This window comes from Bradyrhizobium sp. GW821-FHT12B03 (genome assembly GCF_058807535.1).
In genome coordinates this window covers 16218-42235 of record NZ_JBXAQU010000008.1, presented here as the reverse complement: position 1 = coordinate 42235, position 26018 = coordinate 16218, and the positions used below count along the sequence as shown (strand labels likewise).

Sequence of the window (26018 nt, the reverse complement as noted above, 5' to 3'; positions counted from 1 at the left end):
CCGACCCCAACATGCCGAATCGTTTGCCGATGCCGTCTGCGGAACCCCTGCTCAACGCCCCCGAATTCACCGTTTCCGAGCTCTCGCAGTCCCTGAAGCGGACGGTGGAGGATGCCTTTGGCCATGTCCGGGTCCGCGGCGAGATCTCCGGCTTTCGCGGCGCCCATTCCTCCGGCCACTGCTATTTCGCGCTCAAGGACGAGAGCGCCAAGATCGAGGCGGTGATCTGGAAGGGCGTGCATGGCCGGATGCGCTTCAAGCCCCAGGAGGGGCTGGAGGTCATCGCCACCGGCAAGCTCACGACCTATCCGGGCTCATCCAAGTACCAGATCGTGATCGAGGCGCTGGAGCCGGCCGGCATCGGCGCGCTGATGGCGCTGATGGAGGAGCGCAAGAAGAAGCTCGCCGCCGAAGGCCTGTTCGACGAGGCGCGCAAGCAGCTGCTGCCGTGGCTGCCGGACGTGATCGGCGTCGTGACCTCGCCGACCGGCGCCGTCATCCGCGACATCCTGCACCGGCTCGAGGACCGCTTTCCGCGCCACGTGCTGGTGTGGCCGGTGAAGGTGCAGGGCGAAGGCTCCGCCGAGCAGGTCGCGGCTGCGATCCGCGGCTTCAATGCGATTGCCCCGGGCGGCAAGATTCCGCGGCCCGACGTGCTGATCGTCGCGCGCGGCGGCGGCTCGCTGGAGGATCTCTGGTCGTTCAACGAGGAGATCGTGGTCCGGGCAGCAGCCGAGAGCATGATCCCGCTGATCTCTGCGGTGGGCCACGAGACCGACATCACGCTGATCGACTTCGTCGCCGACAAGCGCGCGCCGACGCCGACCGCGGCGGCCGAAATGGCGGTGCCGGTGCGCAGCGATCTGTTCGTCGAGGTCGCCGACCTCGGTCGCCGCACCCACGCCTATTGGCAGCGCGCCCAGGAGAGCCGCCGCAGCGAGCTGCGCGCCGCCGCACGCGCGCTGCCGACGGCCGGCGATCTCCTGGCGATCCCGCGGCAGCGGCTGGATTCGGCGGGCGCGTCCCTGCCCCGCGGTCTCAAGGCCAACACGCATGCGCATTTCCGCAGGTTCACGGCAGCAAGCTCGAAGCTGACGCTGCGCGTGCTGCACGGCCAGATTTCGCAGGCCGATCATCGCCTCACCGTGTGCGGCGAGCGGCTCGGCCTGTCCGCGCGCTCGCTGCTGCGGCGGCGGCGCGACCGCTTTGCCGGACTGGAAGTTCGCCTGCGCGCCTCGAAGCTCGCCAACGCGCAGGCGCAGCGCAACGCGATTGCCCGTCAGCGCGAGCGCACGCAGCGGCTTGGCGAACGCGCAGGCCGTGCGCTCGCAACGCTGCTGCAGCGGCTCGATGCCCGCGTCGAGAACAGCGGCAAGCTGCTCTCGGCGCTGTCCTATCGCGGCGTGCTCGCGCGCGGTTTTGCCCTGGTGCGCGATGAAGCGGGCCATCCGGTGCATGCGGCTGACGCGATCGGGCCCGGCGCGCGCGTCGAGATCGAGTTCGCGGATGGACGTGTTGCGGCGACCGCGGATGCGGATCGCCCGGCACCGGCGGCGAAGCGTGCGCAGCAAGCGAAACCGGCCGCGCAGGAGACAAAGCCTGCGCCGAAGCGCGTCGGCAAGCCGGTGGATCAGGGCAGCTTGTTCTGAGGCGCGAGGGAAGGTGATTCCACGAACTCGTCATTGCGAGCGCAGCGAAGCAATCCAGAATCTTTCCGCGGAGGGACTCTGGATTGCTTCGCTGCGCTCGCAATGACGATGTGGATGCAGCCCGCCTACCTACACGACAATCCCGCGTCGATCGTGGTCCAGAAGCCGCAATGTTCCGGCGCCAGCTGTGGCGCGCCGGCGTGGGCCTCATACAGGAAGATCGCGACGGTGAAGACGACCAGTGCGGAGGAGAAGAGAATGAGGCGGTTGCGCATGTGAGATGCGTTTAACCGACATCGTGGTCGAATGATGGCACCGCCACATGCTGAAACCGCAGCCATGCGCGATCCGTAGATTCACGGTCGGCCATGCTCCGTGCAGGGCGGTGGTCGATGCGGGGCTGTCCGCCTCATGTTGTTCCTCGGGCGGCCCCGCTTCCGCTCTATCGAGCTACGGCGCGGCGAGCCCGCTCATCCGCGTTATCGCGCCAGCCACTCCGCGACGTCCTTCTGCGACTCCGCGCGCGCGACCGCATCCGTGCCGAGATGGCCGTGCTCGGGCGCGGCGGCGTCGCTGCTGCCGGCCGCTGCGCGCAGCGGCGTGTTGGCGCGGTCGAAATCGTGATAGGCGCCGGGATAGACGGTAATACGCGCGAGCGCGCTGCGGCCATGTGCGCCCTCGACCATCTGGCGGCAGGCCAGCGGCGACGACACGTCGTCATCGGCGCCGATCAGGACCAGCGTCGGCACCCGCGTGCTCCAGCCGAGGCCGGCGGAAATCCGGCAGTCCGGATAGAACGCGATCGCGGCGCGGAAATCCGGACCCTTGTCGCGCGCTGCGTTCTGCGGGCGCACCGCCCACAGCAGCGCGCTGGCGCCATTGGCCCAGCCGATCAGGCTGACGCGGTCGCGCGCGACCCAGGCCTGCTTCATCAGCCAGGCGCGCGCGGCCGCGACGTCGGCGACACGCTCGCGCCGCGCCTTGACGTGGCTCTCCTTGACCCGGCATTGCGGTCCGAGCTCGCGCGAGCCGTAGCTGTCGGGCAGCAACACCGCGTGACCGGCCTTGAGAAACCGCTCCGCCCAGTCGCGATAGCGCGGCAATACGGGATCAGCATGGCCGCCAAGGCCGCCGCAGCCATGCAGCGCGATCACCGTCGGGAACGGCCCCTCGCCCTCGGGCTTGTAGAGCTGCGCATGCAGGACGCCGGAGGCGAGCGGAATCTCGACCTGCTGCGGCGCGGGTGCCGCTGCCGCATGAGCGGCCGACATCAACAGCATCAGGAACAAGGCGGTCAGTCGAAGGCGCATCGGACTCTGCCGTATCAGGTGCCGGGCCGCGCGCATGCCGGGACCCGCGATCCTGATCGGAGCACTATCACGCGAAAACGGCGGCAAAACATCACAAACCGGTGGGTTTACTGGGCGGACAAGCCACCCTATCTATGCTACATCCCGTCCAACACATCGTGCCCTTATGGGCCTTCCACGGAGACTTTCGACCGTGCTGAACAAGTTCGGCTCTTCCGGCCATGGCGAAGCGCAGGTGCAATATCTCGACGGCGATTTCCGCGTGATCTCGCCGGGGACCTATGTGCGCTGCGCGATCACCGACACGCGGATCCCGCTCGACGAATTGAAATACTGGAGCGTGGATTTGCAGGAAGCCTACGCCACGCCGGCCGCCGTGCTGCAGCGGCACTTTCCGGGCGCGCCGAAGCCGCAGCCGTAAGGCCTCCGGCACGCGTCTATTGCTGCTCCGTGCCATCGCCGCCCACGCAGGTCTTGATGAAGCTCTTGCGGGGCTCGCCGACGACCTTCTGATCGATCGCCTGCTTCAGGCAATCCACCCGCGCCTGCGCCATGCAGAGCTGGAGCTGGTCGCGCTTGTCCTGCCCCTTCAGGCTTGCCGTCGTGGAAAGACACGTCACGCGCTTGGTCGCGGGAACCGGCACCGTGCCGGTCGAAGCCGCCGGCGGCGTCGTTTGCGCAAATACGGGCGCAACAATCAGACACACAAGGCTGGCGGCGACAGTCGCGGACGGCAATTTCATCGCATTCTCCTGATCGGTCCGGAACCGATAGGCATCTTGCGATGAATGTCGCCTGAATGGCGAACCGGCACAGGCTGGGCAAGGCGGCGGCTCGCTATTCCAACCAGCGTGGTACGGGCAGATTCTTCGTACGCAAGAACTCCGGGTTGAACAATTTTGACTGGTAGCGCTGCCCGCCGTCCGCGAGGATGGTCACAATGGTTTTGCCAGGGCCAAGATCGCGCGCAAGCCGCATGGCGCCGACGATATTGATGGCGCTCGAGCCGCCCAGCACCAGCCCTTCCTGCGCGATCAGGTCGAACAGAACGGGCAAGGCTTCCTGATCCGTGATCTGATAGGCCATGTCGATCGGCGTGCCTTCCAGATTCTTGGTCACACGGATCTGCCCGATGCCTTCCGTGATGGAGTCGCCTTCGCTCGTCAGCTCGCCTTTGATGAACCAATTGTAGAGAGCGGCGCCCATGGGATCGCTGAGCGCGATCTTGATGTCGGGATTTCGCTCTTTCAGAGCCCGCGCGACCCCGCCCAGGGTGCCCCCGCTGCCGACGGCACAGGTAAAGCCGTCGATCCGTCCCTCCGTCTGCGCCCAGATCTCCGGACCGGTGGTGCGATAATGACCCTCGCGATTGGCGACATTGTCGAACTGATTGGCCCAGAAGGCGCCGAGCTCCTCGGCAAGCTGACCGGAATAACGCGCTTAATGACCGGGATTGGAATAGGGCACGGCGGGCACCAGGCGCAAATCAGCGCCACAGAGCCGCAACATGTCCTTCTTTTCCTGACTTTGCGTGTCAGGCATCACGATCACGCTGCGATAACCGCGCGCATTCGCCACCAGCGCGATGCCGATGCCGACATTGCCGGCGGTGCCTTCGACGATGACCCCGCCCGGCTTCAGTTTTCCGCGCCGCTCGGCATCGTCGATCATGGCAAGCGCCGCGCGATCCTTGATCGAGCCGCCGGGATTGAGAAATTCAGCCTTGCCGTAGATCTCGCAGCCCGTGGCCTCCGACGCCCTTTGCAGCCTGATCAACGGCGTATTGCCGATGGAGTCGAGGAATCCTGCTCGAACATTGTTCATCGCCTGCCCCTTTCGTGCTCCCGCAACTCTAGGCGGGCCAGAGGACAATTCGGTTCTCTAGTTCGGGCGATGCGTGCAATGTCTTGGCTGCCCGACGCGGGCGATCGCCAATTCCATGCTCAAGCCGCGCTAGCAGTGCCGTAGGGTGAGCAAAGGCGCGCTCTTCGCGCGCCGTGCCCACCATCTCGTCATGATAGCAACGAAGAACGTGGGCACGCTTCCGCCTTCGCTCGCCGAGCTTCGGCGGTCAAGTCGCTTTGCCCCCTACGAGACTATCGCTTGCTGAACCGCCGCTCGCGCGCCTTGTAGAGATGATCGCTGATCAGCTGCTTGAGCTTTGCCGGATCGTCGAATTCGAGCTGGACCGCGAACGGCACGATTCCTTGCACGTGGGGCAACATGCCATCGCCGCCATGGATTCGGGCAAGGTCCTTCTCCGTCGTCACCAGCGTCAGCCCGCTGCGCCGGGCATCGGCCCACAGGTCCTCGATGTCGCGCTCGGAATACGGATAGTGGTCGGCAAAGGCGCGGCTCCCGGCAATCTCGATCCCGCTCATCCGCAATGTCCGGAAGAAGCGCTCGGGATCGCCGATGCCGGCAAAGGCCAAGACCTGCTTGCCAAGGAGTTGCGCAACCGAGCCTGCATCCGGCTTCAGCCGCGCACGCAGTACCGGCTTGTCGCGATTGGTCATCTCCGCCACGACGCCGTCCGCGGCGTGGCCGTCGCCGATCAGCACCAGCGCGTCGGTGCGCGCGAGCTGCGGCTTCAGCGGCGCGCGCAGGGGGCCGGCGGGAAACACCCGGCCGTTGCCGAGGCCGCGCTCGCCGTCGATCACGATCAGCGAGGCATCCTTCAACAGACGCGGATTCTGGAAGCCGTCGTCCATCAGGATCACGGTGGCGCCTTGCGATTTGGCGAGCGCGACGCCTTCGAGGCGGTCGCGCGCGACCGCGACGGGCACGTCGCGCGCCATCATCAGCGGCTCGTCGCCGACATCAGCTGCAATGTGACGCGCGCGGTCGACCATGACCGGGCCCTTCAGGCGTCCGCCATAGCCGCGGCTGAGCACGACCGGGGTCTCGCCGAGCTCGCGCAGCAGCTTCGTCAGCGCCAGCACGGTCGGCGTCTTGCCGGCGCCGCCGACATGGTAGTTGCCGACGCAGATCACGGGAATGCCGGCGTCGAAGCCGGGGCGCGCCATGCGACGCGCCGTGATGGCGCCGTAGAGCGCGCCCAACGGGCTCAAGGCAAGGGATTTCGGGGAACGCGGCCGGTACCAGAAGGCCGGCTCACGCATTGGCGGCTCCCATCTCGATCCGCAATTGCAGCAGATACGGCTCGAGCGCGGTCATGGTGCGCTCCAGCGCGCCGCCGAGCTGCTCGACCACGCCGCTGCCGGCGCGCTGCATCTTGTCGCGCATGGCGGGATCGGCCAGGAGCTGGCCGAGCTGCTTGACCAGGATCTCCTGCGTGTCGGCCTGGCGCGCCCCGCCGCTTTGATCGAGCGCTTCGTAGACGTCGGCGAAATTGAAGACGTGCGGGCCATGAACGATGGCCGCACCGAGCTTGATCGCCTCGATCGGATTCTGGCCGCCATGGCGGATCAGCGACCCGCCCATGAACACGATCGGCGAGAGGCGGTAGAACAGGCCGAGCTCGCCCATGGTGTCGGCGACATAGATGTCGGTGGCGGCCGTCGGCAGCTCCTCGCGCGAGCGCAGCGACGGCTTCAGGCCCGACGCGGTGATCAGGCCTGATATCTGGGAGCCGCGGTCCGGATGCCGCGGCACGATCACGGTCAGAAGCTGCGGGAAGAAGCCGACGAGGCTGCGATGCGCCGCCACCAGCATCTCGTCCTCGCCCGGATGGGTCGAGGCCGCGACGATGATCGGACGGCCGCGCGTCATCGCCATCAGCCGTTCGAGCTTGGCGGGATCGGACGGCGGCGCCGGCACGTCGAGCTTGAGATTGCCCGTGGTGAGGACGTCACGGCCGCCGAGCGCGGAGAAGCGTTCGGCATCGGTTTTGGACTGCGCCAGACAAATGTCGAACCGCGACAGCAGCGCCGAAATCGTTCCGTACATACGCTGCCAGCGCGGGAAGGAACGCGGCGACATCCGCCCGTTGATCAGCACCATCGGCACCCGCCGCGCCGCGCCCGCCAGGATCAGGTTCGGCCACAGATCGGATTCGATGAACAGCGCCAGCGACGGCTTCCAGTGGTCGAGGAAGCGCGCGACATAGCGCGGGGAATCATACGGCACGTATTGATGGATGACGTCGGGCGGAAAGCGTTTCGCGACCACGGCCGCCGAGGTGACGGTGCCTGACGTGAGCAGGATGCGCAGGTTCAGATCGCGCAGCCGCTCGATCAGCGCGGCGGCGGCCAGCACCTCGCCGACGCTGGCGCCGTGGATCCAGACCAGCGGACCATGCGGCCGCACGTCCCGCGACAGGCCGCGCCGCTCGCCGACGCGCGCGGGATCTTCCTTGCCCTGCTTCAGCCGCCGCTTGATCAGCGCAGGCGCGAGCGGCACCAGGCCGGAAGCCAGGCGTTGATACATCCGCAGCGTCATCGGGAGCGTGTTAGGCATCTTCCGGCCCCGGGCGGCCGAGCTGCGCATAGGCGCGCCTTGTCGCCTCGTTCAACGTCTGCTCCAACTCCTGCCGCAGCGCTTCCATCATGGCGGCGTCGGCGTCCGGCGGAACGTGGATTTCCTTGATGCCGACCAATGCGCCCCGCCCGAATGGCAAATTGATGGTGGTGCGGTCCCAGTTCCTGAGCCGGATGAAGCGGCTGGTCGCCATCGCGAAAGGCATGATCGGCCGCCCCGATTCCCGTGCCAGCATGATGATGCCGAGCCCGGCCACGCGCGCGCGCTTGGGGACATCGGCGGTCAGCGCGACATTACAACCGTCCTGCAGCGTCCGCACCATCTCCTTGAAGGCGCCGACGCCGCCTTTACGGTGGAAGGCGCTGCCATGGTCGCCGGAACCGCGGATGAGGCCGATGCCGAGCCGTTCCACCGCGATGGCGTTGAACTCGCCGTCGCGGTGCCGCGAGATCAGGACCTTGGCCCGGTAGGAATCCTTGTTCTTGATGAACGGGGTGAGAAAATGCTGGCCGTGCCAGAAGGCGAAGATCGCCGGGATCTGCGGCTCGACGATGTCATAGACATCGGGCGGATCGAACGTGAATGTGTTGGTCCGCCAGACCAGACGCAGATATTCGGCCGCCAGGACCCCGACGGCACGCTGAAACCAGCTGCTTCGCAGCGTATTGCGAAGCAGTTTTTTCAACGCGCCTTCGTTTCTTGATTCGGGTCGAGCAGCCGGTGGAGATGGACGATGAAGTAGCGCATCTGCGCGTTGTCGACCGTGCTCTGCGCCTTGGCGCGCCAGGCGACGTGAGCGGACGCGTAGTTCGGATAGAGGCCGACGATCTCGACGTCGTCGAGGTTCTTGAAGGTGTTGTGCTCGAGGTCGAGCAGTTCGCCTCCGATGACGAGATGGAGCAGTTGTTGCGGGGCACTATCTGGCATGGGTTCTCTTCCTAACGGGCTGCCCGGCAAAGCAGTGTTCGACAAGCACAGCGAAAGCGCTCAGGGCAAGGGACGATCTCGAAAATGCGCGACAATGCTCGCATGACGATCGCGACCCGCTGCCACCAGCACCCCGTGCGCCACTTCCCGGCGGTTATAGAGGATGGGATCTCCGGAGAGGTCGCTCATCCTACCATCCGCTTCCTGCACGATCAAATCGGCCGCCGCAAGGTCCCAATCGTGGCTGTTGCCCCCCGCAAAAGCCGCATCCAGCGCGCCATGGGCGACCCGGCAGAGCCGCAGCGCGAGCGAACCGATTCGCGGATGCAGCTTGATGTCGCCGAGCGAAGGCTTCAGGCGCTCGACCAGGGGCTTTGGCCCGGCGACGCGCGAGAAGTCGAGCTCGGAGCCGGAGGTCGCCCGCACGGCCGTACCATTGAGCGTCGTGCCTTGCCCCCGGACCGCAAAGAAGAACTCGTCGCTAACAGGCGCGAAGACCGCAGCGAGGACGGGCGTGGCGTCCTCGACCAGCGCGACGCTGACGCACCATTCGTCATGGCCGCCCAGATAGTTGCGCGTGCCGTCGATCGGGTCGACCACCCATGTGAGCCGCCGCGACAGCCGGGTGGAATCATCGGCGCTCTCCTCCGACAGCCAGCCATAGTCGGGCGTGGCACCGCGCAGCCGCGCCTCGAGCAAATCGTTGACGGCGATGTCGGCTTCCGAGACCGGCGAGGACGCGCCCTTGGTCCACTTCTTCAGCTCGGTGCGGAACATCGACTGCGCCAGCGCGCCCGCGTCCTGCACCGCGTCTCGCAGCAGCGCGGCGTCGCGCGTCAGGATGGTTTCGTCGAGAACAGGCGTCATCCAGGTCAACCGAGACGCGTGCGGGGACCATCTCTCCCCATCGGGGAGAGGTCGATTTGCACAGCAAATCGGGGGAGGGGGCGCAGGTCCCACGAGAGAGCGGTCCCCTCACCCGCGCCTGCGGCGCGACCTCTCCCTATGGGAGAGGTGAGCCAAACAGCATGTGCTCGATCAGCGTCCGCCAAGCGTCAAACCCTCGATGCGTACCGTCGGCGCATTGATGCCGTAGCGGAACTCGAGATTGTTGGCGGGCTGCATCGACTTGAAGATCTCGAACAGGTGCCCTGCGATCGTCACCTCGCTGACGGGATAGGTGATCTCGCCGTTCTCGATCCAGAAGCCGGAAGCGCCGCGGCTGTAGTCGCCGGTGACGCCGTTGACGCCGGAGCCGATCAAATCGGTGACGTAAAAACCCTGCTTGATGTCGGCGATCAGCTCGGCCGGCGTCGGCGTGCCGGCCTCGAGATGCAGATTATAGGGGCCGGGCGACGGCGAGGACGACACGCCGCGATGGGCGTGGCCGGTGGTGGCAAGGCCGAGCTCGCGCGCGGTGGCGCAGTCGAGCAGCCAGGTCGTCAACACGCCCTCGTCGATCAGCGCGATCTTCTTCACCGCGACGCCTTCGGCATCGAAGGTCTGCGAGCGCAGGCCGCGCTTGCGCAGGGGATCGTCGATGATGCGGATGTTCTTGGCAAACAGCTGCTGGCCGAGCTTGTCCTTCAGGAAGCTGGTCTTGCGCGCGATCGAGGCGCCGTTGATGGCGCCGACGACGTGGCCGACCAGCGAGCCGGCAACGCGCGGATCGAACACGACCGGCACCTTGCAGGTCTCGACCTTGCGCGGATTGTAGCGCGCCACGGTGCGCTCGCCAGCGGAACGGCCGACCACTTCAGGTGACAACAGATCCGCACCATGCGGCGCGGAGGTGAAATCGTAGTCGCGCTCCATGCCGGTGCCTTCGCCTGAGATGGCGGTGGCCGAGATGCCCTGGCTGGAACGCAAGTAAGAACCGTGGAAGCCGGTGGAGGTGACGAGCACCATGCCGCCCATGCCTGATGAGGCCGAGGCGCCGCCGGACTTGGTCACGCCCTTCACCGCGAGCGCCGCGGCTTCGGCTTCGAGCGCGCGGCGCTCGAGCTCTGAGGTCGCAGGAATATTCGGATCGAGCAGATCGAGATCGGGAAAGTCGCGCGCGAGCAGCGCGGGATCGGCGAGGCCGACATATTTGTCGTCCGGCGCGACCCTGGCCATCGCGACCGCGCGTTCGGCAAGCTTGGTCACGGCATCGCCGCTGACGTCGTTGGTCGAGACCACCGCCTGGCGCTGGCCGACCAGCACGCGCAGGCCGACATCGTCGCCCTCGGAGCGCTCGGATTCCTCGACGCGGCCGTCGCGGACCTCGACGCCTTGCGAGACGCCGCGCACCGCGACCGCATCGGCCGCATCCGCGCCGGCGCGCCTGGCCGCCTCGACCAGCCGCTGCGCGAGATCGGACAGCGCGGACTGATCGAACAGGTCGCGATTGGCCTTGGATGAAAGCGTCGAGCTTGGTGAAGGGTTCACAAACGAAATCCTGTTGGGGCGGGGTTCGGGACCGGAACCCACAGATGTGCCCTGATTGCGCGGACTTCAAGCATTTTCAGTCCGCCAAAAGCTCAGATTCGCGACTTCGGCGCAACGTCTCGTCAATCATGCGCGCCAAGCTCTTGTCAATCATGACCGCCGGTGACGGTGGGTTAACCAGCCTTTTTAAGCGGTTTCGGAAATGGCTGCGCTAGGGTCTTCGCATCGACCGGGAACATAATCCTGGCGGGGAGAACTAAGCCGTGAGGCGTCAAACAGCAACAAGCGGGATCGCTCCCGCCGGGTCGAGCCGCTCCCTGCGGCTCGACCCTCTTTCCCTTCCGGTCCGCTTCGATGCGCATGATCCGCGCGCCGACGGCTACACCAGACAGATTGAGCTTCATCGCGAACGCGTCGTGCTGCGTCGTGCCGTCCGCGGCATGCAGATGGCGATCAACGTCCGCGTCAGCGACTTCACCGGCGTCGCGCTGCGCGGCAACGACGCGGCGCCGGCCCTCGTCCTCGTGCATCGCGATCCCTCGCTCTCCGTACCGCTGCTGGTCGGCGCCGACGGCGACGAGCTCACCGAAGCCTGGGCGGTCTGGAGCGAGATTTTCGCGCTTCCGCAGCTCGACGAGGGCGCTCGCAAGCCCGCGCCGCGCCGCCGCCGCGCCAACGCGATCCGCGCCCGCCGTCCGAAATTCTTGATGCGCCGTCGCACCGCCATGACGCGCGAGCTGCCGGTGCATCGCGAAGAGCGCGAGATCATTGCGAGGAATTAAACGGCAATCACATTGCCGCAGGGTGGGCAAAGCGAAAGCGTGCCCACCTCTTCTCTCGAAATCCTGGAAAGATGGTGGGCACGGCGCAAGGGCGCCTTTGCCCACCCTACGAATTTACGCCGACCGCATCACCGCGTCGGCCAGCAATCCCGCAAACAATAGCAGCCCCGCATCCCTGTTCGAATAGAACAGGCGCTTGCAGAGTTCGGGATCCTCGATCCTGAGCCGCACGATCTGCCACGCCAGATGCAGGGCAAAGGCCGCGAGCCCGAGCCAGGCCGGCCAGCGCACGTCGCTCGACGCCAGCGCGACGCCGATCAGCATCACCGCGAGCCCATAGAACAGGATCAGCGCCTGGTGCGTGTGCGCGCCGAACAGGCGCGCGGTGGACTTGATGCCGATCAGCGCGTCGTCCTCGGCATCCTGATGCGCGTAGATGGTGTCATAGCCGATCACCCAGGCGATCGATCCGCCGTAAAGCACGAGCGCGGTGGCGTCGACGCGGCCGAAGGTGACGGCAAAGCCCATCAGCGCGCCCCAGGAAAAGGCGAGCCCGAGCACGATCTGCGGCCACCAGGTGATGCGCTTCATGAAGGGGTAGATCGCGACGATCAGAAGCGAGGCGATGCCGGTCAGGACCGCGAAGCGATTGAACTGCAACAGCACCGCAAGACCGATCACGGCCTGCGCGACCATGAAGGCCAGCGCCTGCTTCGCGGTCACCTGCCCCGACGGCAACGGCCGCGAGCGGGTGCGCTCGACCTTGTCGTCGAGGTCGCGATCGGTGATATCGTTCCAGGTGCAGCCCGCCCCGCGCATCACGAAGGCGCCGATGAAGAACAGGACGATGATGAACGGGAGGCGGCTCGCGTCATGCGCAATGCCGGCGGCAAGCGCCGCCGACCACCAGCACGGCATCAGGAGAAGCCAGGAGCCGATCGGGCGATCGAAGCGGGACAGTCGCAAATAGGGCCGCGCCCATGACGGCGCGAGCGTATCGACCCAGTTGCCGGTGGAGTCGGCAACGCGGGCGCTCGTGTCGCTCATCGGGTGAGGACGTTGCCGTTGAGCGTATCGAAGGTGCTGCCGCCCTTCTTGCCGGCATTGGCCTCAGGCGCCGAGCCCGACCCCAACACCTCGCTCAGCGACGGACCGGCCGGACCGCGCGGCTGGTTCTGCATCTGCTGCGCGACGTTGCAGACCTTCGTCTGCATGGCCTCGGTGTTCTTGTGACCGTCCTTCATCTGCGCGCCGATTTGCGGCGGGATTCCGCATTTGGCGGCATTGGACTCGATGTACTTGATCATCTTGACTTCAGCCTGGCTGAAGTTGCGGATCAGCTTGCAGGCCTCGTCCGGCGGCGCGTGACGATCGCTCGCGGCCTTGATCAGCTTGCCGCGCTTCTCGGCGTCCTCGCGCAACGGGACGAACGCCTTCATGCAGTCCTCGCCCGGCGCTTGCGTCGGCGGGGCCGCGCTGAAGGCGCCGGCGCCGCCGATCGGCGCAGCACCGTTCACGGGGAAAGAGGATTGCGGCGCCGTGCCGACGGAGGCGGTTGGCGCCGCGCCGTTCACGGGCGGAAATGCCGAGCTGCTCGTGGCCTGGCTCGGCAGTGGCGCCGGGAAGGCGCTTTGCGCATAGGCGCCCGCGGCCCCCATGGTGACCATGGCGGCGGTGATCGGAACCATCAAATGACGGATCATCAAGGCAGTCTCTCCGGCAGGAGCTTACGGGGTTCGGCGTCTTCCCAATTGAAGCGCAACCAGCGTGTTCGCGTTTTTACGATTCCCGCCGGCCCTTAACAACCCGTCGAATAGGGCAAGAGCGCGGCGCGCCGACGCACCGGTTTGGCAATTTTTACCCCCGAATTGGCGGCTTTCGGTTAATAACGGCGGCAAATCGGACCTGAACGATGCCCTCCCACGATTTTCGCGGCCCCCGCCTGTTCGTCGATGCCCCCCTCGCCCAGGACGCCAGGGTTCCGCTCGACCGCGACCAGAGCAATTATCTCGGCAATGTGCTGCGGCTTGCCGCCGGGGCCGAGGTTTTGGCGTTCAACGGCCGCGACGGCGAGTGGCAGGCCGCCATCGAAGGCCGCAAACGGCCGGACGGGCTGGTCATCCTCCAGCCGATCCGGCCCCAGGACCGGCTGGCCGACCTTGCTTACGTCTTCGCCCCGCTCAAGCATGCCCGGCTCGACTACATGGTCCAGAAGGCCGTCGAGATGGGCGCCGCCAGCCTGCATCCGGTCCTGACCCGCTTCACCCAGGCCTCCCGGGTCAACACCGAGCGGATGCGCGCCAACGTGGTCGAGGCCGCCGAGCAATGCGGCATCCTGAGCATCGCCAGCGTGGCCGAGCCGGTGCCGCTGGAGCGTTTCCTCAGCCAGCGCGCCGCGGGCCGCCTGCTGATCTTCTGCGATGAGGCGGCGGAGGTCGAAAATCCCGTGCAGAGCCTGCAAGGCGCGAGCGAGGCAGGCCAAGGTATCGACCTGCTGATCGGCCCCGAGGGCGGCTTTGCCGAGGAGGAGCGGGCGCTGCTGCTGCGGCAGCCGAGCATCCTGCGGCTCGCCCTGGGTCCCCGGATCATGCGGGCCGACACCGCCGCGGTGGCCGCGCTGGCGCTGGTGCAGGCGGTGCTGGGCGATTGGGGCGGCCGGACAGCCTGATCCTGCGCATTGGCCGCCCATTAAGCGATTGATCCTTTGGAGGTCGAAACCGCTTTCCGGCCATGCTAAGGGCTGCGCCAACTGGCTTGCCTCCCCCTGGCCTCCCTTGGCCTCCCTTGGCCTCCCTTGCCCTGCCCGGTTCCACCGGGACGATGGACCCTGTAATGACCGCGACTGCCACCTCAAATGCTGCCGGCTCCGCCGCCTGGGCGGACACGCTGCTCTTGTCGTTCGCGCAGGCCGGCTATGTCAGGGCCGAGCCGGCCATCCTGCAACCGGCCGAGCCGTTCCTGGATCTTTCCGGCGAGGACATCCGCAAGAGCCTGTACCTGACCACGGACCTCTCCGGCGAGGAGCTCTGCCTGCGGCCGGACCTGACCATTCCGGTGGCGCGCGATTACCTCGCCTCTGGCCGCGCCGGCCAACCGGCCGGGTTCAGCTATTTGGGCCCGGTGTTCCGTTACCGCAGCGGCCAGGCCAGCGAATTCCTCCAGGCCGGTATCGAATCGTTCGGCCGCCAGGACCGCGCCGCAGCCGATGCCGAGATGCTGGCGCTGGCGCTGGAGGCGACTGCCGCCTTCGGCGTCCGCGACGTCGAGATCCGCACCGGTGACGTCGCGCTGTTCAACGCGCTGCTCGACGCGCTCAACCTCTATCCGGTCTGGCGCCGCCGCCTGGTCAAGGATTTCAACCGCAAGATCAGCCTGGAGCAGGATCTGGAGCGGCTGGCGGCCGCGACCACCGCGACCCGCAGCGAATATGAGGGCGTGCTGGCTGCGCTTGCCGGCTCCGACCGCAAGGCGGCCCTCGCCTTCGTCACCGATCTGATGTCGATCGCCGGCACCACCAATGTCGGCGGCCGCACGACGGCCGAGATCGCCGACCGCTTCCTCGAGCAATCGACGCTGAAGGGCGGCGCGCTGCCGCGCGAGGCGATCACCGTGCTGAAGCGCTTCCTGTCGATCGCAGGCAATCCCGACGACGCCATCGCCGAGCTCCGCGCACTGACCGCCGATGCGAAGCTCGATCTCACCGCTGCGATCGACCAGTTCGAGAGCCGGGTCGGCTTCATGGCGGCGCGCGGCATCGATGTGAAGCAGACGCGTTTTTCCACCGCGTTCGGACGCGGGCTCGATTATTACACCGGCTTCGAATTCGAGCTGCATCACCGCGGCAACGGCGCCGAGCCGCTGGTCGCCGGCGGACGCTATGACGGGCTGATGACCCAGCTCGGTTCGGTCGAGCCGATCGCCGCGGTCGGTTTCTCGGTCTGGGTCGACGCGCTGACCCGGATCGGCCGCAAGGTGGGAGCTTAAGCCATGAGCGCGCCATTCGTTCTGGCCGTTCCCTCCAAGGGCCGCCTGCAGGAAAACACCGAGGCCTTTTTCGCCCGCGCGGGCCTCAAGCTCTCGAAGGCCGGCGGCGCCCGCGACTACCGCGGCACCATCGCAGGCCTCGACAATGTCGAGGTCGCCTATCTCTCGGCGAGCGAGATCGCCTCGCAATTGTCGCGCGGCTTCGCGCATCTCGGCGTCACCGGCGAGGACCTGGTGCGCGAGAACATCGCGGACGCCGACAAGCGCGTGTCGCTGATCGACGGCCTCGGCTTCGGCTATGCCGACGTCGTCGTCGCGGTGCCGCAGGCGTGGATCGACGTCCGCACCATGGCCGATCTCGACGACGTCACCACCGGCTTCCGCGAGCAGCATCACACGCGGATGCGGGTCGCGACCAAGTTCGTCAATCTCACCCGTGCGTTCTTCCAGAGCCACGGCATCACCGATTACCGCATCGTCGAAAGCGCAGGCGCGACCGAAGGCGCGCCTGCCGCCGGTAGCGCCGAGCTGATCGTGGACATCACCACGACCGGTGCGACGCTGGCCGCAAACGGCTTGCGGGTGCTCGATGACGGCGTGATCCTGCGCAGCCAGGCCAATCTGGTCGCCTCCAGGGAGGCCGACTGGTCGCCGCAGGCGCTGGAGACCGCGCGAATCATCCTCGACCACATCGCGGCAAGGGCACGGGCCAACAAGTACCGCGAGGTCCGGACCCGCTTCCGGCAGTGCGACGCCGCCCTGCTCGGCGAGGCCCACAGCCGGTACGGCGTCGAGGCCCCGTTCGGCGGTCCGACCTCGTCGGGCATGCTGACCCTGCACTGCCCGCCGGGGCAGCTCTATGCCCTGGCGAGCTTCCTGCGCGAGCATGGCGCCGAGACCGTCTCCGTGGTCTCGCTCGACTACGTGTTCGACCGGGAGAACCCGCTGTTCGCCAGGCTCGAGGCGTTCCTGCGGCGGTGAGCCTCAGGTCCGTTCAGCGTAGCGACAGCAAACGGCGGCTACCTTATGCTGTTGAGATGACCTTGCAAGAAGACCTGATCGCCTCTGGAACCTTGATCGATGACGCTGGGCTCTGACGTATCCGGCATGACGACCGACGCGGTGAGTGCTGCCGCGAAGGGGCTGTCGATTGTCGTCCCCGTCTATAACGAGGCGGCGGGCCTTGCCGCGCTGCACCAGCGCATCTGCGATCTCGCAAAAACCCTGCAGCAGCGCTATCGGCTCGCCTGCGAGGTCGTCTATGTCGACGACGGCAGCGCGGATGCGACGCTCTCGATCGCCCGGTCGCTGCCGGCCGACGCGCTCGACGTCCAGGTGGTCTCGCTGTCGCGCAATTTCGGCAAGGAGGCGGCGCTGATGGCCGGCCTCGACCATGCCCGGCTCGGCGCCGTGATGTTCATGGACGGCGATGGCCAGCATCCGCCCGTCCTCATCGAGCAATTGGTGCGGCACTGGATCGAGGACGGCTACGACGTCGTCTATACCGCCAAGGCGCATCGCGACAACGAGCCCTTCCTGCGCCGGGTTGCCGTGCACGGCTTCTACGCGCTGATCAATTGGGGCGCCCGCCAGAAGATTCCGGAAGATGCCGGCGATTTCCGCCTGCTGTCGCCGCGCGCGGTCGCTGCACTCAGGCAGTTGCCGGAGCGCAATCGCTTCTTCAAGGGGCTGGCGAGCTGGATCGGCTTCCGCCAGATCCGCGTCGACTACGAGCCCGCGCCGCGCACCCATGGCGTGACGACCTTCAGCGCCGCGCGCCTGCTCGGCCTTTCGATCGAAGGGGTGACCTCGTTCTCGGTGGCGCCGCTGCGCTTTGCCAGCCTGCTCGGCGTGACTCTCGCCGGCGGCGCGTTCCTGTTCGGCCTCTCGATCCTGTGGGAGGTCTGGACGACGGGCAAGCAGGTGCCCGGCTATCCCTCGCTCGTGATCGGCCTGATGACCATCGGCGGCGTGCAGCTCATCATGATCGGCATCGTCGGCGAATATATCGGCAAGATCCTCTCCGAGCTGAAGGCGCGCCCGATCTACTTCGTCGCCGAGCACAGCGAAAAGCACTTCGAGATCGGCAAGGCCGACGATGCCTCGAAGAGGACGGCGGCCGAATGAGCGCGGCCGCGAGCCTGCGGCGAATCTGGCTCTGCGCCGACGACTACGGGATCAGTCCGGGCGTCAATCGCGCGATCCGCGACCTGATCGAACGCGGCCGCCTCAACGCCACCTCGGTGATGATGGTGGGAGCCGCGATCGAGCGCAGCGAGACTGAGGCGCTGCAGGCGTCGGTGAAAGCAAGCCCGCGCTGCGCGATCGGATTGCACGTGACGCTGTCGGCGCCGTTCCGGCCGCTCACCATGCATTTCCGCCCGCTCGACGGCGACATGTTCATGCCGTTTCCAAAACTGCTGCGCGCCGGATTGCTGCGGCGGCTCGACCGCGAGTTCTTTCGTAACGAGGTGAAGGCGCAACTGGCGGCCTTCATGGAAGCATTCGGACGCGCGCCCGACTTCGTCGACGGTCATCAGCATGTGCAGCTCTATCCGCAGGTGCGCGACGGCTTTGTCGACGCGGTCGGCGATGGCGCGCCAAAGGCCTGGGTGCGCCAGGGCGGCCGCGACCTGCCGCTGAAGCAGCGGCTGGCCTCGCCCAAAGCCATGGTGCTCGACGTCCTCAGCGCGCAATTCCGCCGCCGCGCCGGCAGCGCCGGCCTCGGCTTCAATCCCGGCTTCGCCGGCGCCTATGACTTCACGCGCGCGGCCGATTTCGGCGCGCTGATGCGGCAATTCCTGGAAGGCCTGCCGGATGGCGGCCTCGTGATGTGCCATCCCGGCTTCGTCGACGACGTCCTTGCCGGGCTTGATCCGATGACGGAGGTGCGCGAGCGCGAACATGCCTATCTCGCGGGCGATGCCTTCGCACGCCTGCTGGCGGACAGCGGCGTCACGCTGGAGTGAAACCGGCGAAAGCAAGCCGCGAGGCAGCTTGTCGCATACCGAAATTTAATCCGGCCGGCACTGTTGAGGCCACAATGGAACCCTACATCTGCCTCGCGCTTGGTTTGCGCGAGGGAGATTGATCATGACGCCGCAGGAACGCCAACTCGTCGACGAGCTTTTCGACCGGCTTTCGAAACTGGAAAACGCACCGCGCGATCCCGACGCGATCGCCGCGATCTCCGACGGGCTGCGCAAGGCGCCCGGCGCAGTCTATGCGCTGGTGCAGACCACGCTGTTGCAGGACGAAGCGCTCAAGCGCGCCCATAACCGCATCCAGGAGCTGGAGGCGGCCCATGCGCCCGAGCAGGCGCAGTCCGGCGGCTTCCTCGATACCATGCGCGACACGCTGTTCGGCGGAAGCTCGTCGCGCGGCTCGGTTCCGAACGTGCCGCCGCGTGACGCGCGGCCGGTCTGGAACAGCGGCCAGGCGATGCAGCAGTCCCAGCCGGGTTACGGCGCGCCGCCGTACGGACAGGCTTACGGCCAAGGTCCGGGTCAGGGCCAAGCTCCGGGGTATGGCGCCCCGCCGGTCGGCGGTGGCGGCGGCTCGTTCCTCGGCACGGCGGCGGCCGCCGCGGCCGGCGTCGTCGGCGGCTCGCTGCTGCTCTCCAGCATCCGCGGCATGATGGGCGGAGGGCACCAGCAGGCTTTCGGCGACACCAACGCGCTGGGTGATCGCAGCGCTGGTGGAAGCCCGTGGGGCGGCAGCGACCAGTCCGGCGGATCGCTCGCGCGCGATGCCGGCCTCAACGACATCGGCTCCAGCCGCGATTCCCGTCAGGGCTTCCTCGACCAGGCGTCGAACGACGATCGCAACAACGACGATCAGAACGACGACTACGATCACGACAACGGCAATGTGGACGTTGCCGACGACAGCGATTTCGGCGGCGGAGACGACGGCGGCAGCGATTACGCGTGAGGCTGCTCGATAGCGGCGCAAACAAAAACGGCCGCCCCATGGGCGGCCGTTTTCATTTCGAAACCCGGAACCTCACATCACCACGACTTTGGTGCCGACATTGACGCGGCCGTAGAGGTCGATGACGTCCTCGTTGCGCATGCGGATGCAGCCGGACGAGACGTTGGTGCCGATGGTCCAGGGCTCGTTGGAGCCGTGGATGCGATAGAGCGTCGAGCCGAGATACATCGCGCGGGCACCGAGCGGGTTTTCCGGGCCGCCTTCCATGTGCCTCGGCAAGTCGGGACGGCGCGCGATCATTTCCGCCGGCGGGGTCCAGTCCGGCCATTCGCGCTTGGCCGTGATCGACTTCACGCCGGACCAGGTGAAACCGGGACGGCCGACGCCGATGCCGTAGCGCATCGCACGGCCGTTGCCCTCGACGAGATAGAGGAACTTGTTCGGCGTATCGACCACGATCGTGCCGGCACTTTCCTTGCCGCTATAGTCAACAGATTGTTTCTCGAATTTCGGATCGAATTGGCGCTGCCGCGGGTCGACCGCCTCCTGCTGGAGACCTGCGCCCTGCTGATATCCACCCTGCATCTGCGGCTCGCCGATCGGCGGCAGGCGACGCTGGTCGTAATAGCCCGGCTGCTGCTGATAGATCGGCTGCTGCGGCGCATAGGCCGGACCGCGGCCGGGTCCGTCACCGAACAGGAACTCGATGAAGCCGCCACCCATGTTCGCATTGGAGGCGACGCGCACCGGCGCTGGCGGCACTTGCGGCGCATAGACCACCGCCGGCGGATCGTTCGGCACCGTATTGTCGAAGGCGCCGGCGCTGCCTGTGCCGGCAATGAAGGTGCAAGCGCCGCCGAGCAGCGCGACAGACATTTTCTTGAACATCGACGTACTCTGTACTGTTTCGTCTAGATCACATGCGTCGCACAAGCCGCCTGACTGATCGGCGATCCGCGACGTGGTCAATAAAAAGCAAAAGCCGTTTTGTTTGGTAAACGTATCGGGCGTTTCGATTCACCACGTCGCGAGCGAGCTGCAATTTGGCGATCAGCGTTTATTTTCGATGAACGCCGCAAGCGCATGGTTAACTGCCGGTTTTCGCCGCGTCGCGCGCGGCCGCACAACAGTTCCTGCCGTGAACTTCGTGTTAAATCGCTTCGGCCTACAAAGACGCGTGAGTGAGGTGGGGGGAGTTCCTGATGGCTATTCACCGCAAACGTTTTCGTGTCGAAGAGGCTATTGTTGGCGAAATGCCCAGCCCCGAAATGATTGAGGAGGCTGCGCCGATGCACAGCGAGATCATGGCGGAGTTGCGCGCGATCCGCGCACAGATGGCGAAGGGTGTCGTTGCCGCCCCGCTGTCCGGCAGCGCCGCACTCGCGGCGATCGATGCCTCGACGGCCCAGGAGCTCTCCGAAGCACGCACCATGCTCGAGACCTACCGGGCGCAGATCGAGCAGTGCGAGAAGCTGAAGGTCGAGCTCGACCTCATCCACGACGCCATCGACCGCACCAAGCGCGAGATCGCGACGCTGCACGGCAAGAGCTTCGACGGCGGCGAGATGGCCAAGGTCAATGGCGAGCTGGGCGCGGTCGTCGGCGGCACCGAGCAGGCGACGCAGCAGATCCTCGAAGCCGCCGAGTCGATCGACCAGGCGGCCAGCGCGATGTCCAAGGTGCAATCGGCCGACCAGCAGAAGCGGCTCGCCGACGATATCCAGGAACGCGTCATCTCGATCTTCGAAGCCTGCAACTTCCAGGACCTGACCGGCCAGCGCATCAGCAAGGTGATGGGCACGATGAAGTTCATCGAGCAGCACATCAATGCGATGATGGAGATCTGGGGCGGCGTCGACGCGATCAAGGCCCACGTGCCCGCGCATGTCGACACCCGCAGCGAGGACGACAAGCTCCTCAACGGCCCGAAGCTCGCCGGCGACGTCGGCCACGCCTCGCAGGACGACATCGACGCGCTGTTCGACTGAGCGGACGCGACATCCCGAAACACAGAACGCCGGCGAGAGCCGGCGTTTTTGTTTTTGGGGATTCATCTCACGCTGTCATTCCGGGGCGATGCGTCAGCATCGAACCCGGAATTTCGAGGTTCCGGGTTCGGTCCTGCGGACCGCCCCGGAACGACAATCAAAACATCACGCCCGCGGCGCGCAGCGGACGTAGACCATGTTGCCGTAGCGGGTGGCGGCGTCCTTGTCGATGAAGCGCGTGATCAGAACGCGGCCGTCGAAGGACACGATCTCGCGGTCCTGCTCGCCGGGGGTCGGACCGGCCGGCCCGATATAGTTCTTGCCGCTGGGCGACCCCTTCAGCCGCAATTCCTGCGGCGTTGCCTGGTCGGCCAGATGCATGACCACGCCGCCGGAGGTGCCGGCGCCGATCACGTAAGGATTTTTGCACTGGGCCCGCGCAGCAGCCTCGGTGCGGGCACGGTCGGCCGGGTTCTGGAACGAGGCGAGACCCCAGCGGCCGACGATCTCGTCGGCGCGGATGCTCGCCGGCATTTCCGGACCGGTGCCGGGCTCGGCCTCGGGCGGCGGCGAGGAGGATTGGAACGACGGCAGGCTGAAACCGCCGCCGCAGGCGCCCAGCAACAGCGCCAGAGAAGACGCGGCCGCCAGATTGGCAACCGTGCGCGCGCGAGCTGAACTGATCATGGCATTCCCCCGAACAAGACCATGGCCGCACCCCTCCTGCAGCCAAGCGCAAAACCGCCGCCGGAGCAATGACGTCCTTTTGTACGCCGGTACCCCGAACACGTTTCCAATGCCACCATCCTATATCCGCCTCACCAATCGCTTAACCACCTTTGCTTGACAGGATCGCGGCCAAGCCATATTTCCGGGCGCACTATTAGCACTCGGAAAGCCCGATTGCTAAGCGCGCCGTTCGATCCTCGGGAAGAGGATGGACGGTAGCGCCGCCCCACCCACTTTCCGCTACTTCCGAAGCGAGCCTCCAAAGGGAAACGTCATGGCTAAATCCAAATTTCGTCCGCTGCATGACCGTGTCGTGGTCAAACGTATCGACGCCGAGGAAAAGACCAAGGGCGGCATCATCATTCCGGACACCGCCAAGGAAAAGCCGTCCCAGGGCGAGGTCGTCGCCGTCGGTCCCGGCGGCCGTGACGAGGCCGGCAAGCTGATCCCGATCGACCTCAAGGTCGGCGACCGCGTGCTGTTCGGCAAATGGTCGGGCACCGAGGTCAAGATCGACAACGAAGATCTCCTGATCATGAAGGAGTCGGACATCATGGGCGTTCTGGCCTAAGGCCATCCGCCTGAACGGCCGCTGAATGTCATGCCCGGATCGCGCGATCCGGGCATCCATCATTCCGGACACATCACGAAACAAGACACATCACGAAACACGAGGGATTGCAGACCATGGCTGCCAAAGACGTCAAATTCTCCGGAGACGCGCGCGATCGCATGCTGCGCGGCGTCGACATTCTCGCCAACGCCGTCAAGGTGACGCTCGGCCCGAAGGGCCGCAACGTCCTCATCGAGAAGAGCTTCGGCGCGCCCCGCATCACCAAGGACGGCGTCACCGTCGCCAAGGAGATCGAGCTCGAGGACAAGTTCGAGAACATGGGCGCCCAGATGCTGCGTGAGGTCGCCTCCAAGACCAACGACCTCGCCGGCGACGGCACCACCACCGCGACCGTGCTGGCCCAGGCCATCGTGCGCGAAGGCGCCAAGGCGGTTGCCGCCGGCATGAACCCGATGGACCTCAAGCGCGGCATCGACATCGCGGTTGCCGCCGTCGTCAAGGACATCGAGAAGCGCGCCAAGCCGGTCGCCGCCTCATCCGAGGTCGCCCAGGTCGGCACCATCTCGGCCAACGGCGACGCCGCCATCGGCAAGATGATCGCGCAGGCGATGCAGAAGGTCGGCAACGAGGGCGTCATCACCGTCGAGGAGAACAAGTCGCTCGACACCGAGGTCGACATCGTCGAGGGCATGAAGTTCGACCGCGGCTATCTGTCGCCCTACTTCGTCACCAATGCCGAGAAGATGACCGCCGAGCTCGAGGACGCCTACATCCTCCTGCACGAGAAGAAGCTCTCGGGCCTCCAGGCCATGCTGCCGGTGCTCGAAGCCGTGGTGCAGTCGGGCAAGCCGCTCGTCATCATCGCCGAGGACGTCGAGGGCGAGGCGCTGGCCACCCTGGTCGTCAACCGCCTGCGTGGCGGCCTCAAGGTCGCCGCCGTCAAGGCGCCGGGCTTCGGCGACCGCCGCAAGGCCATGCTGGAGGACCTCGCGATCCTGACCGGCGGCCAGCTCATCTCCGAAGACCTCGGCATGAAGCTCGAGAACGTCACGGTGAAGATGCTCGGACGTGCCGGCAAGGTCGTGATCGACAAGGAGAACACCACGATCGTCAAGGGCGCCGGCAAGAAGCCGGAGATCGAGGCCCGCGTCGGCCAGATCAAGGCCCAGATCGAGGAAACCACCTCGGACTACGACCGTGAGAAGCTCCAGGAGCGCCTCGCCAAGCTCGCCGGCGGCGTCGCGGTGATCCGCGTCGGCGGCGCCACCGAGATCGAGGTCAAGGAGAAGAAGGACCGCGTCGAGGACGCGCTCAACGCCACCCGCGCCGCGGTGCAGGAAGGCATCGTCCCCGGCGGCGGCGTCACGCTGCTCCGCGCCAAGAAGGCCGTGGGCCGTCTCACCAACGCCAATGCCGACGTTCAGGCCGGCATCAACATCGTGCTGAAGGCGCTGGAAGCTCCGATCCGCCAGATCTCGGAGAATGCCGGCGTCGAGGGCTCGATCGTGGTCGGCAGGATCCTGGAGAACAAGTCCGAGACCTTCGGCTTCGACGCCCAGACCGAGGACTATGTCGACATGATCGAGAAGGGCATCATCGATCCCGCCAAGGTGGTGCGCACCGCGCTCCAGGACGCCTCCTCCGTGGCTGGCCTGCTGGTGACCACCGAGGCGATGGTCGCCGAGACGCCGAAGAAGGAAGCTCCGCCCGCGATGCCGGCCGGCGGCGGCATGGGCGGCTTCTGATCCGTCCGTTCCATGACAATGCTGCGAAGGCCGCCTCCGGGCGGCCTTCTTTTTTGCCGACCCTGCCCCCGCTGCTTTCCGATTCAACCCGCGGCCAAAACCCACTACGGTGGCGCCGATTCTAAAGCGCGATGAGTTCGGAATGAGTCGTCATCGCGCTTTAGGTTATTGTTTGAGCATGATCTTTTCGGAAAACCGCTTCACACTTTTCCGGATCATGCTCGTTTGCTCGAGGATTTCGTCGATGCGCGCGCTCCTGATTTGCTCCACGGCCCTTGTGGCGACTCTGCTCGCAATTGCGCCCGAGGTCGCATCCGCCCAGATGAAGCTGTCGCCGAAGGCCACGGCGCCCGGCGGTGCGGAGACGCGCTATTTCACCTCGATCGACGGGCTGATGGACGGCAATGCCGACGTGATCCTGAAGGAAACACGCCAGGGCAAGACGGTCACGGCGGCAGTGCTCGACGTCTGCTATCCCGTCGCGAAGAATTCCGACCGCAAGGACCGCTTCGTCGTCAATCTCCAGGTCGCCGGCCAGACGCTGACCGGCACGACGCAGAGCCTCGGCGCGAAGGCGCCCGTCACCGTCAAGCTGCTGCGCAAACAGGCCGGAGACACCTTCGAATTCCGCGGCCAGATTGGAATCGGCCAGACCGTGACCGAGGTCGCCTCGCCCGACAATTCCGATCTCAGCGAGAAGGAGTTTCTCGACAATCAGATCTCCGACGACGGCATCACGCCGCAGCCGAAGGATTTCACCGACGTCTCGCCGGAGGCGATCGCGGTCAAGGTCAAGCTGGATGCGGCGACCGAGTTCCTCAAGAGCCTGAAAGGCCAGGAGGTCGAGGTGACGCTGGCGAGCCTCAGCGTCGGCTGCGACGCGCTGCGCGCGGGCGAGCAGACCATCAACATGTCGGTCGACCCGGAGCGCGCGGGTGCGCTGCTGGCAAAATTCAAGGCAATGCCCGGCGTCACCGCCGCGGGCTGGACCGCTGGAATGACCGAGATGGACCGCACCATCCGCTTCGCCGCGGCCGACTGGCGCGACGGCGACAAGATCAGCCGCGACAAGCTCGCGGCCGCGGTGGCGGGCGTGCTGAGCCGGACGCTCGCGGCAAAGCCGGTCTCGCAAGGCTTCAACCCGGCCACCGGCAAGCTCAAGCTGGTCTTCAAGCGGCCGAACCAGGATTTCCCGGCGCTCGATCTCACCGACACGATCGAGGTCGCAGGGCTCATCTCGCCCGACAAGCCCGGCACGACCGACAAGCTCATGCTCTGGATCGGCAGCCCCGCGACCACGACCGCCGACGAGGGCAGCGGCGCCAAGCTCAATCTCTCGGACGAAGCTTCGGCCGACGAGGAAGGCGACCAGCCCGACGACAACGGCTCGGTCGAGGCCCTGGTAAAGGAGCTGAAAGGCCAGCGCTGGGACGCCGACAAGTCGGTGTGGAAGTAGACGAAGACACCCGCTCTCAGTCATCGCCCGCGAAGGCGGGCGATCCAGTACTCCGAGACGGCTGTGGTTGA

Annotated in this window: 26 protein-coding genes and 1 pseudogene; 13 read left to right on the top strand and 14 right to left on the bottom strand. The window is 66.3% G+C overall.

Features of this window, described 5'->3' with window-relative positions:
* The first annotated feature begins 11 nt into the window (after nucleotides 1-11).
* On the top strand, nucleotides 12-1649 hold the full coding sequence (xseA, locus tag AC1RUR_RS17200) for an exodeoxyribonuclease VII large subunit (RefSeq protein ID WP_492846033.1): 1638 nt from the start codon (nucleotides 12-14) through the stop codon (nucleotides 1647-1649).
* A gap of 125 nt (nucleotides 1650-1774) precedes the next feature.
* On the opposite strand, the gene AC1RUR_RS17195 is transcribed toward xseA, so the two are convergent.
* Both AC1RUR_RS17195 and AC1RUR_RS17190 read right to left on the bottom strand, forming a co-directional pair.
* A complete protein-coding gene (locus AC1RUR_RS17195) occupies nucleotides 1775-1924 on the bottom strand; it encodes a hypothetical protein (RefSeq protein ID WP_492846031.1) in 150 nt (49 codons plus the stop codon).
* A 204-nt stretch (nucleotides 1925-2128) separates the two neighbouring features.
* The gene (locus AC1RUR_RS17190) at nucleotides 2129-2959 is read right to left on the bottom strand and encodes a dienelactone hydrolase family protein (protein WP_492846029.1); all 831 of its coding nucleotides are present in this window, start codon (nucleotides 2957-2959) and stop codon (nucleotides 2129-2131) included.
* A 193-nt stretch (nucleotides 2960-3152) separates the two neighbouring features.
* Between AC1RUR_RS17190 and AC1RUR_RS17185 the strand changes: the two genes are divergently transcribed.
* Nucleotides 3153-3380, top strand: coding sequence for a DUF2093 domain-containing protein (locus AC1RUR_RS17185; RefSeq protein ID WP_271571184.1), 228 nt, complete (start codon nucleotides 3153-3155; stop codon nucleotides 3378-3380).
* Nucleotides 3381-3396: 16 nt separating this feature from the next.
* On the opposite strand, the gene AC1RUR_RS17180 is transcribed toward AC1RUR_RS17185, so the two are convergent.
* From AC1RUR_RS17180 to AC1RUR_RS17145, 8 genes and pseudogenes are all read right to left on the bottom strand, one after another.
* A complete protein-coding gene (locus AC1RUR_RS17180; protein WP_492846026.1) occupies nucleotides 3397-3702 on the bottom strand; it encodes a hypothetical protein in 306 nt (101 codons plus the stop codon).
* A 94-nt stretch (nucleotides 3703-3796) separates the two neighbouring features.
* Nucleotides 3797-4783 (bottom strand): annotated as a pseudogene (locus AC1RUR_RS17175) (cysteine synthase A).
* 272 nt (nucleotides 4784-5055) lie between these two features.
* Nucleotides 5056-6081: a tetraacyldisaccharide 4'-kinase gene (lpxK, locus tag AC1RUR_RS17170; RefSeq protein ID WP_492846024.1), complete on the bottom strand. Its 1026-nt coding sequence runs from the start codon at nucleotides 6079-6081 to the stop codon at nucleotides 5056-5058.
* Nucleotides 6074-7408 (bottom strand): 3-deoxy-D-manno-octulosonic acid transferase, encoded by a 1335-nt coding sequence (locus tag AC1RUR_RS17165; RefSeq protein WP_492846022.1) that lies wholly within the window; start codon nucleotides 7406-7408, stop codon nucleotides 6074-6076. The genes lpxK and AC1RUR_RS17165 overlap by 8 nt, the downstream gene beginning before the upstream one ends.
* On the bottom strand, nucleotides 7371-8084 hold the full coding sequence (locus AC1RUR_RS17160; RefSeq protein ID WP_492846020.1) for a lysophospholipid acyltransferase family protein: 714 nt from the start codon (nucleotides 8082-8084) through the stop codon (nucleotides 7371-7373). Before AC1RUR_RS17160 ends, AC1RUR_RS17165 begins: the two co-directional genes overlap by 38 nt.
* On the bottom strand, nucleotides 8081-8326 hold the full coding sequence (locus AC1RUR_RS17155; RefSeq protein WP_011090249.1) for a DUF4170 domain-containing protein: 246 nt from the start codon (nucleotides 8324-8326) through the stop codon (nucleotides 8081-8083). The genes AC1RUR_RS17160 and AC1RUR_RS17155 overlap by 4 nt, the downstream gene beginning before the upstream one ends.
* Nucleotides 8327-8386: 60 nt before the next feature.
* Nucleotides 8387-9193 (bottom strand): inositol monophosphatase family protein, encoded by an 807-nt coding sequence (locus AC1RUR_RS17150; RefSeq protein WP_492846017.1) that lies wholly within the window; start codon nucleotides 9191-9193, stop codon nucleotides 8387-8389.
* Between the two features lie 171 nt (nucleotides 9194-9364).
* Nucleotides 9365-10756 carry a TldD/PmbA family protein gene (locus AC1RUR_RS17145; RefSeq protein ID WP_492846015.1) on the bottom strand — a complete coding sequence of 464 codons (1392 nt, stop codon included), beginning with the start codon at nucleotides 10754-10756 and terminating at the stop codon, nucleotides 9365-9367.
* A 263-nt stretch (nucleotides 10757-11019) separates the two neighbouring features.
* On the opposite strand from AC1RUR_RS17145, the gene AC1RUR_RS17140 reads away from it, so the two are divergent.
* The gene (locus AC1RUR_RS17140) at nucleotides 11020-11538 is read left to right on the top strand and encodes a DUF6101 family protein (protein WP_492846013.1); all 519 of its coding nucleotides are present in this window, start codon (nucleotides 11020-11022) and stop codon (nucleotides 11536-11538) included.
* Nucleotides 11539-11652: 114 nt separating this feature from the next.
* Here the strand turns inward: AC1RUR_RS17140 and ubiA are convergent, their stop codons facing one another.
* Entirely contained in the window at nucleotides 11653-12585 is a 933-nt protein-coding gene (gene ubiA / locus AC1RUR_RS17135) for a 4-hydroxybenzoate octaprenyltransferase (protein ID WP_492846011.1), read from the bottom strand.
* Nucleotides 12582-13241 (bottom strand): hypothetical protein, encoded by a 660-nt coding sequence (locus AC1RUR_RS17130; protein ID WP_492846009.1) that lies wholly within the window; start codon nucleotides 13239-13241, stop codon nucleotides 12582-12584. Before AC1RUR_RS17130 ends, ubiA begins: the two co-directional genes overlap by 4 nt.
* A 209-nt stretch (nucleotides 13242-13450) precedes the next feature.
* On the opposite strand from AC1RUR_RS17130, the gene AC1RUR_RS17125 reads away from it, so the two are divergent.
* The 6 genes from AC1RUR_RS17125 to AC1RUR_RS17100 all read left to right on the top strand — a co-directional run bounded on the left by AC1RUR_RS17125 (nucleotide 13451) and on the right by AC1RUR_RS17100 (nucleotide 19455).
* Complete coding sequence (locus AC1RUR_RS17125) at nucleotides 13451-14206, top strand: 16S rRNA (uracil(1498)-N(3))-methyltransferase (RefSeq protein WP_492846007.1); 756 nt, start codon at nucleotides 13451-13453, stop codon at nucleotides 14204-14206.
* A 164-nt stretch (nucleotides 14207-14370) separates the two neighbouring features.
* On the top strand, nucleotides 14371-15522 hold the full coding sequence (locus tag AC1RUR_RS17120) for an ATP phosphoribosyltransferase regulatory subunit (RefSeq protein WP_492846005.1): 1152 nt from the start codon (nucleotides 14371-14373) through the stop codon (nucleotides 15520-15522).
* Between the two features lie 3 nt (nucleotides 15523-15525).
* Entirely contained in the window at nucleotides 15526-16503 is a 978-nt protein-coding gene (gene hisG / locus AC1RUR_RS17115) for an ATP phosphoribosyltransferase (RefSeq protein ID WP_492846003.1), read from the top strand.
* Between the two features lie 99 nt (nucleotides 16504-16602).
* Nucleotides 16603-17649, top strand: a complete 1047-nt coding sequence (locus AC1RUR_RS17110; RefSeq protein ID WP_492846001.1) for a glycosyltransferase family 2 protein — start codon at nucleotides 16603-16605, stop codon at nucleotides 17647-17649.
* Nucleotides 17646-18491, top strand: a complete 846-nt coding sequence (locus tag AC1RUR_RS17105; RefSeq protein WP_492845999.1) for a ChbG/HpnK family deacetylase — start codon at nucleotides 17646-17648, stop codon at nucleotides 18489-18491. The genes AC1RUR_RS17110 and AC1RUR_RS17105 overlap by 4 nt, the downstream gene beginning before the upstream one ends.
* 124 nt (nucleotides 18492-18615) lie before the next feature.
* Nucleotides 18616-19455 (top strand): DUF2076 domain-containing protein, encoded by an 840-nt coding sequence (locus AC1RUR_RS17100; RefSeq protein WP_492845997.1) that lies wholly within the window; start codon nucleotides 18616-18618, stop codon nucleotides 19453-19455.
* Between the two features lie 72 nt (nucleotides 19456-19527).
* On the opposite strand, the gene AC1RUR_RS17095 is transcribed toward AC1RUR_RS17100, so the two are convergent.
* On the bottom strand, nucleotides 19528-20343 hold the full coding sequence (locus AC1RUR_RS17095; RefSeq protein WP_492845995.1) for a L,D-transpeptidase: 816 nt from the start codon (nucleotides 20341-20343) through the stop codon (nucleotides 19528-19530).
* A gap of 314 nt (nucleotides 20344-20657) precedes the next feature.
* Between AC1RUR_RS17095 and AC1RUR_RS17090 the strand changes: the two genes are divergently transcribed.
* Nucleotides 20658-21443, top strand: coding sequence for a protein phosphatase CheZ (locus AC1RUR_RS17090; protein ID WP_492845993.1), 786 nt, complete (start codon nucleotides 20658-20660; stop codon nucleotides 21441-21443).
* Nucleotides 21444-21608: 165 nt separating this feature from the next.
* Here the strand turns inward: AC1RUR_RS17090 and AC1RUR_RS17085 are convergent, their stop codons facing one another.
* Complete coding sequence (locus AC1RUR_RS17085) at nucleotides 21609-22130, bottom strand: hypothetical protein (protein WP_492845991.1); 522 nt, start codon at nucleotides 22128-22130, stop codon at nucleotides 21609-21611.
* A gap of 316 nt (nucleotides 22131-22446) precedes the next feature.
* On the opposite strand from AC1RUR_RS17085, the gene AC1RUR_RS17080 reads away from it, so the two are divergent.
* The 3 genes from AC1RUR_RS17080 (at nucleotide 22447) to AC1RUR_RS17070 (ending at nucleotide 25947) form a co-directional block, all read left to right on the top strand.
* Nucleotides 22447-22743, top strand: coding sequence for a co-chaperone GroES (locus AC1RUR_RS17080; protein WP_008130129.1), 297 nt, complete (start codon nucleotides 22447-22449; stop codon nucleotides 22741-22743).
* Between the two features lie 116 nt (nucleotides 22744-22859).
* Nucleotides 22860-24491 carry a chaperonin GroEL gene (gene groL / locus AC1RUR_RS17075; protein ID WP_492845988.1) on the top strand — a complete coding sequence of 544 codons (1632 nt, stop codon included), beginning with the start codon at nucleotides 22860-22862 and terminating at the stop codon, nucleotides 24489-24491.
* A gap of 244 nt (nucleotides 24492-24735) precedes the next feature.
* Nucleotides 24736-25947: a hypothetical protein gene (locus tag AC1RUR_RS17070; protein WP_492845986.1), complete on the top strand. Its 1212-nt coding sequence runs from the start codon at nucleotides 24736-24738 to the stop codon at nucleotides 25945-25947.
* Nucleotides 25948-26018 lie beyond the last annotated feature (71 nt).